At 41.0% G+C, this 18,031-nt stretch carries 14 protein-coding genes; 13 read left to right on the top strand and 1 reads right to left on the bottom strand.

Annotation, left to right across the window (positions count from 1 at the left end; all coding sequences use genetic code 11):
* The first annotated feature begins 57 nt into the window (after positions 1-57).
* From FKG96_RS18995 to FKG96_RS18975, 5 genes are all read left to right on the top strand, one after another.
* Entirely contained in the window at positions 58-432 is a 375-nt protein-coding gene (locus tag FKG96_RS18995; RefSeq protein WP_130855341.1) for a hypothetical protein, read from the top strand.
* Between the two features lie 196 nt (positions 433-628).
* Positions 629-1,447, top strand: coding sequence for a FixH family protein (locus FKG96_RS18990; RefSeq protein WP_168204577.1), 819 nt, complete (start codon positions 629-631; stop codon positions 1,445-1,447).
* Between the two features lie 6 nt (positions 1,448-1,453).
* Positions 1,454-2,086, top strand: coding sequence for an SCO family protein (locus FKG96_RS18985; RefSeq protein WP_013667535.1), 633 nt, complete (start codon positions 1,454-1,456; stop codon positions 2,084-2,086).
* The gene (locus FKG96_RS18980; RefSeq protein WP_130855343.1) at positions 2,070-2,570 is read left to right on the top strand and encodes a cytochrome c; all 501 of its coding nucleotides are present in this window, start codon (positions 2,070-2,072) and stop codon (positions 2,568-2,570) included. The genes FKG96_RS18985 and FKG96_RS18980 overlap by 17 nt, the downstream gene beginning before the upstream one ends.
* A gap of 10 nt (positions 2,571-2,580) precedes the next feature.
* The gene (locus FKG96_RS18975; protein WP_149105853.1) at positions 2,581-3,288 is read left to right on the top strand and encodes a superoxide dismutase; all 708 of its coding nucleotides are present in this window, start codon (positions 2,581-2,583) and stop codon (positions 3,286-3,288) included.
* 34 nt (positions 3,289-3,322) lie between these two features.
* Here FKG96_RS18975 and mgtE read toward each other — a convergent pair whose 3' ends face one another.
* Positions 3,323-4,639, bottom strand: a complete 1,317-nt coding sequence (mgtE, locus tag FKG96_RS18970) for a magnesium transporter (RefSeq protein WP_149105852.1) — start codon at positions 4,637-4,639, stop codon at positions 3,323-3,325.
* A gap of 592 nt (positions 4,640-5,231) precedes the next feature.
* On the opposite strand from mgtE, the gene FKG96_RS18965 reads away from it, so the two are divergent.
* From FKG96_RS18965 to FKG96_RS18930, 8 genes are all read left to right on the top strand, one after another.
* Positions 5,232-5,504 carry a hypothetical protein gene (locus tag FKG96_RS18965; RefSeq protein ID WP_013667531.1) on the top strand — a complete coding sequence of 91 codons (273 nt, stop codon included), beginning with the start codon at positions 5,232-5,234 and terminating at the stop codon, positions 5,502-5,504.
* Between the two features lie 123 nt (positions 5,505-5,627).
* Positions 5,628-6,659 carry an exo-alpha-sialidase gene (locus FKG96_RS18960; protein WP_130855344.1) on the top strand — a complete coding sequence of 344 codons (1,032 nt, stop codon included), beginning with the start codon at positions 5,628-5,630 and terminating at the stop codon, positions 6,657-6,659.
* A gap of 121 nt (positions 6,660-6,780) precedes the next feature.
* Positions 6,781-7,383 carry an RNA polymerase sigma factor gene (locus FKG96_RS18955; protein WP_013667529.1) on the top strand — a complete coding sequence of 201 codons (603 nt, stop codon included), beginning with the start codon at positions 6,781-6,783 and terminating at the stop codon, positions 7,381-7,383.
* Positions 7,384-7,443: 60 nt separating this feature from the next.
* The gene (locus FKG96_RS18950) at positions 7,444-8,376 is read left to right on the top strand and encodes a FecR family protein (RefSeq protein WP_130855345.1); all 933 of its coding nucleotides are present in this window, start codon (positions 7,444-7,446) and stop codon (positions 8,374-8,376) included.
* A 147-nt stretch (positions 8,377-8,523) separates the two neighbouring features.
* Positions 8,524-11,850 carry a SusC/RagA family TonB-linked outer membrane protein gene (locus FKG96_RS18945; RefSeq protein WP_207303732.1) on the top strand — a complete coding sequence of 1,109 codons (3,327 nt, stop codon included), beginning with the start codon at positions 8,524-8,526 and terminating at the stop codon, positions 11,848-11,850.
* Positions 11,851-11,983: 133 nt separating this feature from the next.
* Positions 11,984-13,603 (top strand): RagB/SusD family nutrient uptake outer membrane protein, encoded by a 1,620-nt coding sequence (locus tag FKG96_RS18940; RefSeq protein WP_130855346.1) that lies wholly within the window; start codon positions 11,984-11,986, stop codon positions 13,601-13,603.
* A gap of 569 nt (positions 13,604-14,172) precedes the next feature.
* Positions 14,173-15,894, top strand: coding sequence for a DUF4979 domain-containing protein (locus FKG96_RS18935; protein WP_130855347.1), 1,722 nt, complete (start codon positions 14,173-14,175; stop codon positions 15,892-15,894).
* Between the two features lie 195 nt (positions 15,895-16,089).
* The gene (locus tag FKG96_RS18930) at positions 16,090-17,787 is read left to right on the top strand and encodes a beta-xylosidase (RefSeq protein ID WP_130855348.1); all 1,698 of its coding nucleotides are present in this window, start codon (positions 16,090-16,092) and stop codon (positions 17,785-17,787) included.
* Positions 17,788-18,031 lie beyond the last annotated feature (244 nt).

Here is an 18,031-nt window from a genome sequence, read left to right as displayed (position 1 = left end):
CGTTTGATCCATTCGGATTAAGTATTCTTTTTATTTGTATACTATTTCAATAAAGAAGTGTTTAGGAAAACATTCGTTTATCTATTGCTACTCAGCTTGGTTTTTCAGTGTCTGGGAAGCTTAGGACTGCTGACTTGGTTTATAGTCAATAGGGAGTATATTACGAATGAATTATGTGAAAACAAGGAGCGGCCGATGATGCACTGTAACGGTCAGTGTGTATTAATGAAAAAATTAAAAAAATGGGGAGAAGCTGAATCACAAGACAGTGAAAGATATATCAATAAAATAGAAGCTCTTGTTATTGTTCCTGAAACCTTGAAATTAAAAGCCCCGATATCCACCCTACGGCAATGGATCGTTCCTCCTTACTCGGGTCGATACTACTATCTTTATGCAACAAGTCTTTTCCACCCGCCAAGAATGACTTGAAAAATTACTTTTGCGGCTAAGATATTAGCCTTTTCACGCTTTATTTATAAGCCGAGTATATCAAAAATATAAAATCACACGGTTGTCTGGCTGCTTTACCTGGGCAAAAGCTGCCTAATGGGCTTAGATAACTAAACTTATTTTAAAGACTATGTTAACACATTGCAAATTTATTTTCATACCGACAATATCTTTAATGCTCCTTCTGCTATCATGTAATCAAAATCCACAGACTCACGTAGCTGAGAACGATCATGGTCAAACCGTAGCTAATACATCTTTTGATGAATCTTCTTTGATCAAGGTGGGGGAGGGGGCGTCGGTTGACGGCGATCTTTCAGCTACGCTTTATGCTAGCGATTCATTATACGATACCTATCAATCCTTTTTTATAAAACTCAACGATGCGAAAGGCCGGCCAATAGAGAAGGCGCGCTTACAAATTCTGCCTGAAATGAAAATGGGGATGATGGCTCATGGAGCACCGGTAATACAACCAAATGAGGAAACAGAAAATGGTTTTTTTAAGGGGGCAGTGGTGTTTATTATGCCCTCATCATCAGAAAGTGGCCATCGCTGGACGCTTAGCTTGTTGGTCGACCAGCCCGATGCTAATCAAAATCGAGTGAGCATTCCGGTGGAGGTAAAACATTTGAAAAAGCCACGCACCATTGCTTTCGACGGTGGGGCGGATGGACGTTTCTTTTTGTCGTGGTTGAACAGCGACTCGGTGAAAGTTGGGAAGCAACCGGCGCATTTTATCCTTCATCGTATTAGTAAAAATGAATATCCGGCTGTTTTTGATGGTTATGAAATCCAACTGAAAACACATATGCCGGATATGGGCCATGGTTCCGAAGGCAATCAAGATGCCAAAGCTACGGGTAATGGCTATTATAAGGGAGAAATAAATCTTGGCATGCCTGGTTTGTGGGAGGTGCAGGCAAGTCTATTGAAAGACGGAAAGGTTGTATCAACAGAGCCCATTGTGTTTAAGGTGAACATTAGCGAATAGTTGTTTATGAAGAATCTATTATATGTAGCAGGGTTTCTCACCCTGTTCTTTTTGGGAGCTTGTAAGGATGAAAAGTTACCTTACTACGGTGATGCTGCTCATCGAATTGCCGATTTCCGTTTCCGCAACCAGGATAGCGTGTGGATCAGTAATGATAGTTTTGCAGACAAGATCTATGTGGCCGATTTCTTCTTTACAACTTGCCCAACCATTTGTCCCATTATGTCGAAGAACTTGCAACGAGTAGCCACTCATTTTAAGGGAAACCCCTCAATAGCGATCCTTTCGCATAGTATCGATCCAAAGCATGATAGTATTCCCGTGCTTAAAAAGTATGCGGAGAAGCTTGGTGCGGACACCTCCCTATGGCATTTTGTGGGCGGACCGGCAGAACAGGTATATACGCTGGCCGAGAAATCTTACTTCGCTGCAGCCGCAGAAGAAGAAGAGGCCCCGGGAGGATATATCCACAGTGGCAGTTTTGCCTTGGTGGATCGAGATCGACGAATACGGGGAATTTACGACGGAACCGTTGATGAACAAGTATCAAAATTGATTGATGACATGGAGATACTTCTAAAGGAAAACAATGGACTGACGAAAGAACTTAAAAACAAAAACAATGATCACACGAAATAAATGGATGGCTATCGTGCCATCCTTAATTGCGCAACTGTTCCTATTAGCCTGTGGTGGAACGGATCAGAACGCCGGAAGTGAAAGTGATAATAGGAGTAAAGCGATAACATCGGCAGTACAGCACGCAGAGAAGAAAACAGAAGTGTCACCTGCAGATTTAACCAATAAAGGTGTGGGCCCAATAAAGGCGTTCAAACCCGGCAGCATAAATGCCCAGCTGGTGAATGAAGGGTCGGAGCTCTTCACGGTTAAATGTGCCATGTGCCATAAAATGGACAGAAAGATCGTAGGGCCGCCGCTGAAAGGAGTCACAAGTAGGCATAGCCCCGAATGGGTGTTGAACATGTTGCTTGCACCGGATAAGATGATTGCCGAAGATCCGGCGGCGAAGGCTTTGTACGAGCATTATCAAACACCCATGATTAATCAGCAATTGACGGAGGAAGAAGCAAAAGCTATCTATGACTACCTAAGGAAAAATTAACAGTAATAAGATGTTAACACGCAGAAAATTTATAAAAAACACAGGTAAAGGGCTCGTAGGGACGATGCTAGCGGGTTCTTTACTCGACGTTGAAGAGGCATCAGCACTTGAAAACGAAGCACAGAAACGCTTATCTTTTACACAAGATAGGTTGATGTATACTTATAAGGATTTAGCACCATACATCGATGCTTTGACGATGGAAATCCACTATACAAAACATCATACGGCCTATATTAAATCAGTCAATGAAGCAATAATTGCCGAAAATGTTATGGAGCAGACAGCCCATGACTTGTTTAAGGATGTAGCAAGCTATTCGGACAAGCTCCGAAATAATGCAGGAGGTGCTTGGAATCATAATTTCTTTTGGGAAAGCATGACGCCAAAGGTAGGAACACCTCCAAGCAAATTGGCCGATATGATTCAAGCTACATTTGGTTCTTGTGAACAATTTAAGGAGCAGTTTGCACAGGCTGCTGTTACCCATTTCGGCTCGGGTTGGACCTGGTTGGTCGATCATAAGGGAAAAATGGAAATTATTTCAACCTCCAATCAGGATAATCCATTGATGGGACCCGCTCAAAAGACTCCCTTGCTGGGGTTGGATGTGTGGGAACACGCCTATTATTTAAAATATCAGAACCGCCGATCTGAATATGTACAGAATTGGTGGAATGTGGTACATTGGGATAAAGTAGCCGAAAGGTTGATTTAATATAGAAAGGGATGCCAAAGCATCCCTTTCTATATTAAAGTAATTTGCCTGAAAGAAAAAGGGCCGCTACAGAAAAGTAGATGATTAGACCGGTTACGTCAACGAGTGTAGCCACAAAAGGAGCAGAGGCCGTAGCGGGGTCCATGCCTATTCTTCTTAAAACAAAAGGAATCAGTGATCCCGATAAAGAACCCCAAAGTACAATGAAAACGAGTGATATGGAAACACTTAAGGCTACCCAGATCCAATAAGTACCATAGTTGTAGATACCGGTTTGTTGCCAAATAAAAATCCGCAAAAATCCAATGGTGCCGAGGATGATACCTAGAGATAAACCCGATAGCATTTCCTTTCGCATGACATACCACCAATCTTTTAGTTTTAGTTCACCCAAAGCCATAGCTCGTATAATGAGCGATGCAGCTTGTGATCCCGAATTTCCCCCACTGGATATAATGAGCGGAACGAATAAAGCCAATACAACTGCTTTTTCAATTTCGGAATCAAAAAAACTCATAGCAGAAGCCGTAAACATTTCACCTATAAAAAGGATGATAAGCCAGCCTGCTCTCTTTTTTACCAAGTCGACGAGCGACGTCTGGGTATAGGATAAATCCAGTTCTTCAACACCCCCGAATTTCTGAATATCTTCGGTATCCAATTCTTTCATTTTATCCAAAATATCATCGGAAGTAACAATCCCGACTAACACACCTTTTTCAGTGGTAATGGGTAGCGCCGCGCGATCGTACTTCTCGAAAATGTCCAAGGCAGTTTCAATGGAGGTGGTTGTAGTGATAGCGATAAAGCTCTCATCCATCAATTTTCGAAGCATATCGTCGGGCTCGGCCATCAATAACTGACCAATGCGAAGATCATCAATCAATTTGTTATCCTTGTCGACTATGTATATATGATTGAGCGTTTCTGCCTTTTTTCCAAATTTCTTGATATGCGTAAAAACTTGCTGTACAGTCCACTCGGCTCTCGCTTGCACGTAGTTGGGTGTCATCAACCGCGCAATACAATCTGCCGGATATCCGATTAAATTTAACGCAACCTCTTTTTCCTCATCATTCAATAAGTTAATGCTTCGCTTAATAAGATCGTCAGGAAAGCTCTCAAATAGCGATGTACGATCGTCTGGTTCTAAATTGTTCAATACCTCAGCTACTTCTTTATCTCCCAGACTTTTAATAATCTCTTTTTGTAGATCAATTGTCAGATACGAAAATACAGCTGTCTTTTGTTCGCCAGCTAATTTGAGAAAGGCAATGTTTCGCTCTTTGCTGTCAAATAAAGTGATTTGCTCAGCAATGTCTGCAGGGTGAATTTCTTGAAAAGTGTTCATTTCTTGATGATTTACAGATAAACAATGCAATGTTGAAAGCAGGAACCATTAAGCGTTATCAACGCTTTACTTGATAACTCGTTCAAAAAGAAATGCGAAGGTTGATGGAAAGTTTGTTTGTCATCGCTCCTTTCGCTTATGCAGCTCATTAATTACCACACAGCTGAAAGAAGCAGCAGGTTTAATGAGCGCGTTCTCCTGTTATGTAACTGGGTCCCGTATCCATTTTTTGTTTTATTTTTTTTTATGTCGACAAAGATAGCATTATTTATGTCGAGAGAACTTAAAGATATATTGGAAAGTGATTAGAAATTTATTAGAATGTTGGATGACAGAGGCTAGGAAGAACAGGTAAGGATGCTTCTCGACTATCACAATTTAGCACAGATTGAGGCAACCTAAAAAGTGTATAAAAAACAATTCGAAGCGAGGAAATGAACTTTCGTGTAACAACAAGGCATTTCTGTGTAAAAAATTTTATTTTGCATAAATCATACAGTTTATTTGTGAAAAAATGAGTGATGATCGAGGCAGTTGTTCTCGGTGAGCGCGTACAAATATTGTTAGGTTTGCAAATATTAAAAACCGGATTATGTATACAGTAGGATTTATTAGAAGATGTTATCCTGACGTCCTGATCAACCCAGTATCTTGCAGGAGCTTCGCGGAACTTTTAACATGGTTCAATCAATACGTGAACGACGAAGGACACTATATGCATAAAGACTATGTAATCGATACCTTTGCCGATACATTGGAACAGGAAAATGCCATTACTATTAACCTGGATAACGGTATTGCGCTTGTGTTCGCTATTGCGGATCGCTTCGAGAAAAATGTTCATAAGCATGTGCATTTTAATTGACGGATGCTTGCTACAGAAAACCGATTAACAGTTACTTTTTAGCATTTGGACGTTATTTGGACTTTGTTAGTTACTTGCTTATAAAACGATAAGTATTAACTTAGCCTTTCTAACAATTTCAATATGTTAAAAAAGCTGTCTTTGTTGTCTGCTCTTCTATTTTTTCCTTTCTTAGCTCTTTACGCCCAGAAGAGGTTGAAAATTATTAAACAAGAACTGGTGTTTACCAATCCTCCTTTTAAGGAATGTCATGCATCTACACTTTTGGAAGTAAAGCCGGGTATCTTATTGGCGGCTTGTTTTGGAGGTTCGCAAGAAGGGAAGGAAGATGTGAGCATTTGGCTATGCAAAATAAACAGCGAAAAGATTTCAACGGCCCAAATAATAGCTGATGGTGTCATAAATGATACCTTACGTTATCCAACCTGGAATCCCGTTTTATTTAAATCACAAGCGGGGAAAACCTTTCTGTTTTATAAGGTTGGACCCAATCCGAGAGCATGGTGGGGAATGGTAAAAACATCAACCGATGACGGGCTAAACTGGTCATCCCCGCAGAAACTTCCCGATGGAATCCTAGGCCCGATCAAAAATAAGCCGATTCAGTTAGCTAATGGCTATATCTTATCGCCCTCTAGTGTAGAAGTTACCGAAAATAAATGGAGAGCTCATATTGAACTATCAAAGGATGACGGTGAAAGCTGGCAATATATACCCATAGATACTGCCTCCGAGTATAATGTAATTCAACCAAGTATTTTAACTTACAAGAATCAACGATTACAAGTACTTTGTCGAAGCAAAGAAGGATCAGTAATCCAATCTTGGTCTGAAGATGGAGGACTACACTGGGGTTCGCTGAATAAAACCGCCCTTTTAAATCCAAATTCCGGAACGGACGCCGTTACCTTGCGCGACGGACGCCAACTGATCGTATACAATCCGGATGTACCTGGAAAGGAGTGGTTCAACAATAGAGGAAAACTGCGCATTGCCTGCTCGATGGACGGCCAAAAGTGGAATGATGTTGCTGTATTGGAAGATGGTACGAATGAAGAATATAGCTACCCTGCGATTATACAAACGAGTGACGGCCTGATTCATGTCTTGTATACCTATGATCGGAAAAATATAAAGCACGTGGTTTTGCAGTAATTGGATGCATTCATTCTTATACCCTTAATTTTTTTGTCTTTTTTGCATGTATAAAAAATAATCGTATGTTTGACATTTAATAGTCGTTTACTAACCATTTTCTGTATAAACCTTGGGGACGATGCATACGAATCAATATCATTTCCTTTCCGACAAGGAGCTGATTGCTATGTTAACCAATAGTGATAAGCATGCTTTCGATACGTTATATCATCGCTACTCAGCTATGCTTTTGCATTATTTGAGTAAATTGTTGATGGACGAGGAGTTGGTACAGGACTTATTGCAAAATATATTTGTTTCCTTATGGGAACGAAGAAAGCGATTGCCTCCTATAGAGTCTTTAAAAACATACCTTTTCAACTGTGCTAAATATCAGGCCGTCGACGTCATTCGCAAACAGGTGAAACAACGTTCTTTTGAACAACGCCACGTTTTTCCGAACCAATCGGTTTCACCAATCGAATTACAATCCGCAAAGGAGTTAGCTGCATTCCTGGAGGCCTGCACGAGGAATATGCCCAAAAAGACAAAAGAGATTTTTGACCTAAGTCGGAACGAACAACTCAATCATAAAACAATTGCGGATAGGTTACATATCGCTCCAACAACCGTAAAAAAGCAGATCAATAATGCATTGAGGTACCTGCGCTATAAACTGTCTACTACTCCTTTTTGGAATGATATGCTGTTGCTATTTATCATTGTGAATGGCGTGCAATAAAAAATAAATTTTTTATACTACCTATCGCCTCCTTCTACGACTTATGTGAAATTAATCTTTATGGATGCACATAAGCTAGCCGATCTGTTAAAGAAGTACCTAAACAATACTGCTTCTGAAGAGGAGCGAACACTTGTTGATGCATGGCTTAAACAGCGAGAAGCAAATGCATTTTACCAAGGGAAAGATGCCGACTTAACGCGCGCGCAATTCATAAAAGAAAAAATAGATAAACAGATTCGCATTAATAAATATAAGCGGACGGCGGCCAGGACCTTAGTGGGTGCTACTTGCATCTGTCTGTTCTCGTTAGGGCTTAATTATTGGACAGAAAACACAAAGGAACACTACGACGAGCAGTATGTTGTGCAGGCCTCTAAAAATCAAAAAGTCCGCATCCGAATGACGGATGGTTCTATCATTATGCTAAATGCCGAAAGCAAGTGTAGTTATTCAAAGAAGTTTGGGGTTAAGGAGAGAAGGGTACAATTGCTAAAAGGCGAAGCTTATTTTGATGTAGCAGCCAATCAGCACCAGCCTTTTGTAGTGGAAACAAGGCACAGTCGAACCTTGGTTCTCGGTACAGCTTTTAACATCAATATAAAAGAGGCGGCGGATGCTGTAACACTTAGGAAAGGGAAAGTCGCCGTAACATCGAAGCAGGTAGCGGGGCAGCATAAATCGCTCTATTTAAAACCGAATGAACGGGCCTTGATCGTCAGCAATAAAACACCCATGAAGGAACCGGCAGATGCCTTGTCAATAAGTAATTGGAACCGGATTTATTTTGAGGGGCAAACACTTGAAAATGCTGCAAACAAACTGATGCAAGTGTATGGAATACAGATCGATATTCACCGTGAAAAGCTACGAAAGGTCAGGTTCTCAGCAAGCTTCAATCTTTCGGACAAACCTACCGATGTCATTTATGAACTAGCAAAAGCCAACAACTTTAATTATAAATGGGCTAATAATCAAGTAACCCTGTACTAAACATGCATTAATGAGATAAGAAAATGAAATGAAACCAAAAAGGGGAACAGAACACAGTGCTCTGCTCCCAGCGGCATGGTTTGTAACGCGAATCACTTCATCATGCCCCGTTCAGAAATTATACCAATTAACCGAACATTTAAAGATATGGAAATCTGTATTAAAATGCCCACGTTGATAAAAAGACGGAGGGATATAATTAGTTTATTATGTATTGTTTTGTATTTACAGCTACCAATGTTTGCTGTAGGTACAATTAGAAAAAAGCAGTCGTTAAGTGAAACAAAGATAAGCATTCACAAAAACGGCACCTCCCTAAAGAACATATTAGAGGAAGTAGGCAAGCTTACCGGCTTACGGATTATATATAACGAAGAATTGGTCGCAGCTTATCCTAAGCTACAGGTCGACGAGAAGGAAAAACCGCTTGCTATAGTCTTGAATCATCTTTTAGCGAATACAAAGCTTACCTATGAGCTGCGTGCCGAAAGCATTATCATCAGTGAGAAAGATAAGTCTGTTCCGGAGTCGATTAAGAAAGAAGAAATAAATGACGCAAAACTTGCACAGGAACGCCAAATCAACGGGGTGGTAAGGGATCAAAATGGGAGTACTTTACCAGGAGTTAGTGTACGACTTGATGGAACGAACCGAGGTACTACGACCGACGAAAACGGAACATTCAGTTTAGCGGTTCCTGACAATGCTAAGCTGCTAATCTTTTCATATATGGGCTTTCGTGCGCAGGAAATACCTCTTACAGGTACCAATAGCTTAAAAGTTGTATTGCAAAGCCTCGAAAATAACCTGGAAGAAGTGGTAGTTATCGGTTACGGAACACAGCGTAAAGGTGACCTTACCAGCTCAGTGGCAACGGTTAAATCGGAAGACTTTTTAAAAGGCGCTGTGCGGGATGCTGGTCAGTTGATTCAAGGGAAGGTAGCTGGTTTAACTATTACCAATCCCAGTGGTGATCCAACCGAAAAAACGCAGGTGCTATTGCGGGGAAATACCACCATATTGGGTGCCAATTCCGATCCTTTGGTGTTAATAGACGGTGTTCCAGGTACGTTTAATACGGTAGCGCCTGAAGATATTGAGAGTATGGACGTATTGAAAGACGGCTCGGCCGCCGCTATATATGGTACAAGAGGAACAAATGGGGTGATTCTTATTACCACGAAGAAAGCGAAAGGGGATGGAATCAACCAAGTTGACTACGGCGTGTATGCTACCACTTCGCAGATCAGCCGCCGTCTTGATATGCTAACGGCAGCCGATTATAGAGCCCAAATTGCTGCCGGTGAGCGCGATGCTTCGTGGGACTTGGGGGCATCAACCGACTGGTTGGATGAAATAACTAGAAACCCTATAAGCCACGTACATAATTTGGCCTTTCGAGGAGGGAACCATAAAACAAATTACATTGCTAGTCTTAATTACCGCGCATTACAAGGAATATTTAAGCGATCAGATAACAACATCTTTCAAGGCCGACTGGAAATCAATCAATCCTTGTTTGACGACAAGGTGAATGTAAATTTTAGTATCATTGGCAATCAGACCAATTATACGGCTACCGGTGATAATGATGGTTTCAATAATTATGTTTATAGGCAAGCTATCATTAGAAACCCAACGGCTCCTATTTATGATGCAGAAGGCAAATGGCAGGAACAAGCTGGTTTATTTGAATACGAAAATCCACTCGCGCGTTTGTATGAAAGTGATGGAAAGCAGGAAATTTCTGAAATGCGCTATAATGGTAATATCAGTTATAAGCCGATCTCGGACTTGAAATTAAACGCCTTATTATCTTATGTGAAGAGCCAGCAAAATGGGGGCTATTATGAAACCAAGAATCATATCTCCACGTTAAGGGACGGAAGAAATGGTTTTGCCGCCGTCGGTTCAAATGCAAATATGACCAAACTGATGGAGCTTACAGCACAGTATAGCAAGGAAGTAAATAACCATACGTTTAATCTATTAGGCGGCTATAGTTATCAGGAAACAGATTATACCTCGCAGAGGATGACGAATTGGGACTTTCCAACCGATAACTTTAGCTACCATAACATAGGAGCTGGCAGAGCATTAAAAGAAGGTTTGACTGAAGAGACGACCTCCCGTATAACGACGAATTTAATTAGTTTTTTCGGACGTCTCACATATTCTTACAAGGATAAATACCTACTATTAGCAAGTGTAAGGCACGAGGCGGCAAGTCAGCTGTATGGTACCAAAAATCCTTGGGGAACTTTTCCGGCTGTTTCATTGGGATGGCGATTAACCAAGGAAGCTTTTATGCAAGATCAGGAAATATTTGATGATTTGAAGCTTCGCGCAGGTTATGGTGTAACGGGAAGTCAACCGAATTTAGGGTTTCTAGGCGTTGCCTTGCTTAATTATAGCGATTACTTTTATTCTAATGGTAACTGGATACAAACCTTGGCTCCGTCACAAAATCCAAATGCATATCTACGTTGGGAAGAAAAGCACGAAACCAACTTCGGTTTGGACTTTAGCATGTTCAACAGCCGGTTAAGCGGGAGCATCGATGTATATAATCGGGATATCAACGGGTTACTCTATGATTACGCGGTACCAAGTCCGCCTAATTTGTATAAAACAACGAGGGCTAATGTAGGAAAAATGCGCAACAAAGGGATTGAAGTACTTCTATCCTTTAACCCGATCAGAAAGAAGCAATTTAACTGGTCGACCTCCATTAATTTTTCAACAAACAGCAATGAGCTGATCAGTTTGTCTAACGAACTATATCAGTCGTCAAGCGATTATTTTATGACCGGATGGATCAGCGAACCGGTTAAGACTGAGTCTCACATTGTGCGTGTAGGCGATAAGATCGGTAATTTCTATGGCTTTAAAGTAATTGATATTTCAGACGACGGAAAATGGATCTATGAGGGTAGAGACGGAAATCCGGTAGCTTATGACGACTTTCCGCGCGCATTCGAAGATAAAAAAGTAATCGGTAATGGACTCCCTAAATGGTATGCGGGATGGAATCATTCCTTCCAGTATAAGCAGTTTGATTTGAATATCAGTATGCGTGGCGCATTTGGTTATCAGATTATTAACGGTGCACGGATGTATTATGAGAATACAAACTTAGAGCAATACAATCGTTTAAAATCAGCCTACGACAAGATTTATGGAAAAGCAATTTTGAACAAGCTCGTCCCCGGCGAATTTAATAGCTATTATGTAGAAAATGGTGATCATTGGAAAATAGATAATATTACACTTGGTTATACTTTTAAATCGGATAAGTGGAAGGGAGTCAAGAGCTTGCGTGTTTACGCATCCAGTTTAAATACCTTCATTATTACTGGTTATAAAGGGATCGATCCGGAAGTAAGCCGTGCAGGCCTTGATCCGGGTTATGACAACCGAGATCAATATCCGACGATACGCTCCTTTACGATCGGGGCAAATGTTAGCTTTTAAAGGAACGAAGTGTACATGGATATTATAGAAATGCTAAAAAATAATAAAGATGAAGCCGAGATGTAAGTAATATTGACACACGGGGCAGTCATTATTTACTCGAGCTCTCATCAGCCATTAAAAAATAATAAAGATGAAAATAAAGATATTCTTAATCGGTTTAATGCTATCATCATTGATCATAAACCTTTCCTGTACGAAGTTGAAAGACGATGCTTACGACCGGGTTATCGCAGATGAATTTGTGGCGTCTGGTGACGATCTAATTGCGCTAATAGGATCCGCTTATGTTCCATGGCGACATACCATGCTTCTATGGAATGGTGTCGTTCGAGCGCAAATGCTTACCGCTGATCAGGACGTATTACCCGCCCGACCCAATGGCTGGGTAGATGGTGGTGTTTATAAACGTTTACATCAGCATAAATGGACTTCTGAAGATGAGGTGGTGCGGAATTGCTGGGAACGAACATATGTAGGTGTGAATAGTTGTAATCGCATAATTTATCAGATCGAATCGGGGGCTATTGAAGTTCCAGATACCCGCGAACAAATATTGGCGGAGTTAAAGGTGCTACGTGCTTCCTATTATTATTTATTATGCGATCTCTATGGTAATGTACCTATTGTAACCCAATTTGACGTGCCGGAAGGCTATTTGCCAGAACAGAACACGCGACAGGAAGTGTATGATTTCATTATTTCAGAGATAACAGGAAATATCGATCAGTTGAGCGAAACGGTAGGTGGTAATTTTTATGGCCGTTTTAATAAGTGGGCTGCATACAGCTTGTTGGCTAAGGTATACCTGAATGCCGAAGTGTATACCGGTACAGGAAACTATGATGCTTGTATTGAAGCGTGCAACCGCATTATAGAGGCGAATAAATATGCTTTGGAGGGAAATCAATCTAATGTATTTGCTACACATAATGAAAGCTCTGTTGAAATTATTATGGCACTGGCATTTGACGAAAATTATGTGAGCGATTGGAATGCTTTCGATTTTCATATGTATACGTTACAGCCTGCAAATCAGGCAACGTACAATTTCACAGCTACCCCCTGGGGAGGAGTTTGTGTAACGCCTCAATATATTAATTCTTTTGATCCGGATGACAATCGCTTAGTCACTAATTTTATACAGGGACAGCAATATTCGTCTACAGGTGCCGCATTGAATTGCACAATGGGAGCCTTTGCCGGGCGGCCTCTTGCTTATATCAATGAGGTGCCAAGTATGGACGAATCACAAGAGGTGCATGGGTTACGCTGGGGTAAGTTTGAGTACGCCCAGGGAATAACGAATCGATTGAGTAACGATTGGCCACTGTTTAGGTATGCGGATGTCCTGTTAATGAAAGCAGAATCGCTTTTGCGAACCGGCCGACAGGATGAAGCGGCGACCCTTGTAACAGAGGTAAGGGCCCGTAATTTTAAAGCAAGCCCGGAGAAGGCCAAAGTAACCGGCGCCCAACTCTTGCAGGGAAGCGCTTATGACTATGGTAGGCGAGATAATAATGCGAATACACATGAAGGCGGTGCTGATATTCAATATGGAAGATTTTTAGATGAACTGGCCTGGGAGTTTACACAAGAGGGACGCCGTAGGCAAGATATGATTCGCTTTAATGTATTTACGAAGAAATCTTGGTTTTCGCACGATCCAAGCGCGGATTATAGAAAACTATTTCCTATTCCAAATTCTGAGTTACTGACTAATAGTAAGCTTAAACAGAACCCAGGGTATTGAGGTGTTTTGCATAGTTAAATAGGATTAGCGGCAGTTGCACTAGTAGGCATTTGCGGTTGTTTTTTGCAAAAGAAACAACAAAGCTGTCTGCAGGTTACTGTCGCTATTACGAATGAAATAAAGAATTCTTTAAAATAAATCGATCGCCTATTGCCTATAGACTCTTATTAGTAATAATAACCGCTTTACTGCGGCACCGACAAAAGTTGGCTGCCGGCAGCTAAAAGCTAATACTAATAACCTAGTGCCTAAGGCCCTAAAACCAAAGCCTAACCTTTAGATACGCTATTTAATCTACTAAGTTATTCTATCATATTCCTTAAGATTCTTATCATGATTTTATAGGAATTTATCTCGTATTGTGTTGATTAATAGTTTTTTGTGCTGTTTTGTTTTTAAGATTAAGTTGGTTCTGCTTCCGTTCTTCAATTGCCTGAACCGGTTTAGATTACTAGTTTTGATGAAACCATTATAAAAAAACGGCGGTAAGCGTGCACTATTTTAGCGTGTCATAATTGGGTTTGGTGTTTTACTTGCTACCACAGAAATTATAAACTTAATCGGATTAGATGATGAAAAACATGTACTTTAAAAGTGTACTTGTCGTTCTTGCAAGTATTTTCTTATTGTTGTCTTGTAAAAAAGTTTTACATCCTGTCAACCCGGGTGCAGAAGAGCATTTAGATGGTTATTTTTTTGACGATTTCGGCAAATTGGATAGTTTGACATGGCGCACGCCAACCAATGGTGCCACCGTAGCCCTATTGAATGGTGCCATGCAGGTAACAATGTCCGGAACCACAAAATTTAGAGGCGATATACAGCGCGTTGGCGGAGCGGTACTTAATATTAGCAACTATCCTATAATTGCCGTTAAAATGGCAAAACCGCCTAAAAGTAATTTTTTTTTCGATACGAATCTCGGTGCTTTTGATAACCGTAATAACAACCATACAGTTATCAAAATGGCTTCCGGTAATGTTTATTATTGGGATCTGAGCAAAGGAAAACTCGGCAGCAACGCACTGCCCCTTGACAGCAACATTAACTTATCGCTCTTCCAATTTAAGGTAGCGGATGTTGAATTAACTGCTGCCCAATTGGCTAACCGGCAACTTGACTATCCGGTTTATTGGGTGGGTACTTTTAAATCCGTCGAAGACCTTCGTCAAAAGGTTGGTGCGCCAAACCCTGCTCCATTTCAATTCACAGCACCGTTCAAACATCCGGGTATGTTACATACAATGGCGGATTTAAATCATATTCGTTCCTTAGTTGCCGACCAAAAGCCAAATGCTTATGCATGCTATCAGTTGTTGGCCGCTAATGGCCGTTCCTCAGCTTCCTTTAATATGGCGGGGCCCTTTACAAAACTTACAAGAGATGCAAGTCAAACCGTTGACGGGATAGGAGGAGGCGCGGTGAAATCGCGAGTAGAAAATGATTTCCTGGCTGCTTATTACAATGCCTTGATGTGGAATATTACGGGTAATGTCGCTAATGCACAAAAATCGATTGAAATTATTGATGCTTACGCTTCCACTACCACCGGTATCATCGGTGGCGATGCTGAGTTGAACGGCCTTTATGGCTTCATTTTAGCAAATGCTGCCGAAATCATGCGATCGACTTATCCACAGTGGCCCACAGCCTCTATCCAGCGTTGTGGTACTATGCTAAAGCAGATATTTTATCCGACTTTACAGAATTTCAGACCCTATGCCCATGGCAACTGGGATATTATTTGTATGAAGGCATTGATGGCCATTGCCATCTTTACCGAAGATCGGGAAATGATAAATCGAGTTGTTACTTACTTTTATCATGGTGAGGGCAATGGAAGTATCGACAATTATGTAGTATCTACCGCCGGACAACTGCAAGAAAGCAATCGAGACCAACCGCATACCATGCTGGCGCTCGGATCATTAGCTGAACTTGCTGAAATGGCTTATCACCAAGGAATAGATTTATACAAGGCTTCTAATAATGCTCTTATGAGAGGTTATGAATATACAGCCAATTATAACTTGGGAAATGAGGTGCCTTACGTGCTTTGGTATGACTACGGGGAAAGAAATTATCAAGATTACACACCAGAGGCCATATCTCCAAAGAATAGAGGAAATTTCCGATCTGTATTTGAAATTGCATTCAATCACTACGTACACAGAAAAGGCTTGGCAATGCCCTTTACTTCTCAGGTACTACAGGACCTGCGGCCGGAAGGGGCCCCATTTGGAGCCGATCACCCAGGCTATGGAACCTTGCTTTTCAATAGGTGGGAATAAAAGAGTGTACGAATAGCTATTAAACTATTTAACATATTTTCCATCAATCTACGTCCATACAGAGGTGCTTTGACGGAACTAATAAATTTATAAGCTGGATAAAGTTTGGAATGTTATTACATTTATTCAACTTTATTGAATAATAAAATATACCAATTTTATAAATGATTTTTCAACCACTTATAAATCATAGATATGCGAAACACATTTAGCTATTTACTTCTTGTTTTTTTTGCAATTGTATCCACAAATGCAAAAGCCCGGCAAACTTCAACTACTAATAACCTCATCAAAGTAGATCTTCAAAAAAAGATAGCTCCGATGAAACCGATATGGGCCTGGTTTGGATACGATGAACCTAATTATACTTATATGAAAGATGGCAAAAAGCTTCTTTCTGAACTGGCTGATTTAAGTCCGGTTCCGGTATATGTCCGTACACACAGCTTATTGGTAAGTGGCGATGGAACCGCTGCTTTAAAATGGGGCTCAACGAATGCGTATACCGAAGATGCAAATGGGAAGCCTGTTTATGATTGGAAAATTATTGACAGTATTTTTGATACGTATATTCAGAGAGGAATGAAACCCTTGGCTCAAATAGGTTTTATGCCCGAAGATTTATCATCAAATAATCCAAAACCTTATCGACATCGTTGGAAGCCCGGTGATCCTTATACCGATATTATTACCGGGTGGGCCTATCCTCCAAAAGATTACAATAAATGGCGAGAACTGGTTTACCAATGGGTAAAACATGCCGTGGAGCGATATGGAAAAGAGGAGGTAGAAACGTGGTATTGGGAGGTATGGAACGAACCTAATGGCCATTATTGGATGGCTAGTCAGGATGAGTTCTTTAAGCTTTATGATTATGCGGCGGATGGTGTTAAACGCGCACTGCCAACTGCTAAAATTGGAGGACCTAATATCGCGGGCACTTCGAGTAAAGGTGCTATGGAATGGATGAATAATTTTATAAAGCACTGCATTTCCGGTACCAATTACGCCACGGGAAAAAAGGGATCACCCTTGGAAGCCTTGCTTTTTCATGCTAAAGGTTCACCCAAGCAGGTAGACGGGAAGGTCGTGATGAACATGTCGCCACAAATGCGTGATATTGCTGCGGGTTTCCGCATAGCGTCTTCTTATCCTGAAACAAAACATTTGCCGCTTATTATCGGTGAATCAGATCCTGAAGGATGTGCAGCATGTGGTATGGCAACGAACCCTGAAAATGCTTACCGAAATGGCACCATGTATTCGAGCTATACTGCCGCTTCCTTCGCAAGGAAGTATTTGTTAGCTGATGATGCAAAAGTGAATTTTCTGGGCGCGGTATCTTGGTCTTTTGAATTTGAAAATCAACCTTGGTTCTACGGCTTCCGTGATTTGGCAACCAATGGAGTTGATAAACCGGTACTGAATGTTTTCAGAATGTTTGGTATGATGAAAGGCGATCGTATATCAGTAGAGAGTAATCGAATGTATCCACTTGAAACGGTACTTGATTCCAGTGTGCGTGGACCAAAAACGGATATTGGCGCATTGGCTACTAAAGATGGAAAATCAGCAGCGGTGATGGTTTGGAATTATCACGATGCCGATGAACAGGGGCCTGCCGAAATTGTGAATGTAGTTTTAGCGCATATACCAGCTAAGGATGCCACGCTCCATCTGTATCTTATTGACGACGAGAATAGTAATTCTTACGAAGTTTGGAAAAAAATGGGCTCACCGCAAAAGCCAAGTCAACAGCAAATCTCAACGCTTGAGCAAGCGGGTAAACTAAAGTGCATTTTGGAAAAAAGAATAGATATAAACGCGGGCAAAGCCCTTGTGCCTTTGTCGTTAAAACGACAAGCGGTAGCGCTTATTAAACTGGACTGGTGAGGCTGTTTTTAATCATTACTGCATAGCGTAGATGAAGAATATTTTATGACGGAGATGGTTTGATCAAATAAGCTTAACTTTTTATTTTACGCTTGTTAATAATTGGATGTTTAGTGAAAAACGAAATAAAAGTCCTAAAGAGCATGTTTTAACATCTTTAGCTGTGGGCGACCGCATCAGGATACTAAGGATGAATCAGCGGAGAACCTTGCAGGACGTGGCGGATGGCTCAGGACTTTCCAAA

Origin of the sequence: Olivibacter sp. LS-1 (assembly GCF_008245145.1) — a bacterium.
GTDB lineage: Bacteria > Bacteroidota > Bacteroidia > Sphingobacteriales > Sphingobacteriaceae > Olivibacter > Olivibacter oleidegradans.
The sequence above is the reverse complement of the archived record's forward strand: the minus strand, read 5'-3'. Positions and strand labels throughout refer to the sequence as shown.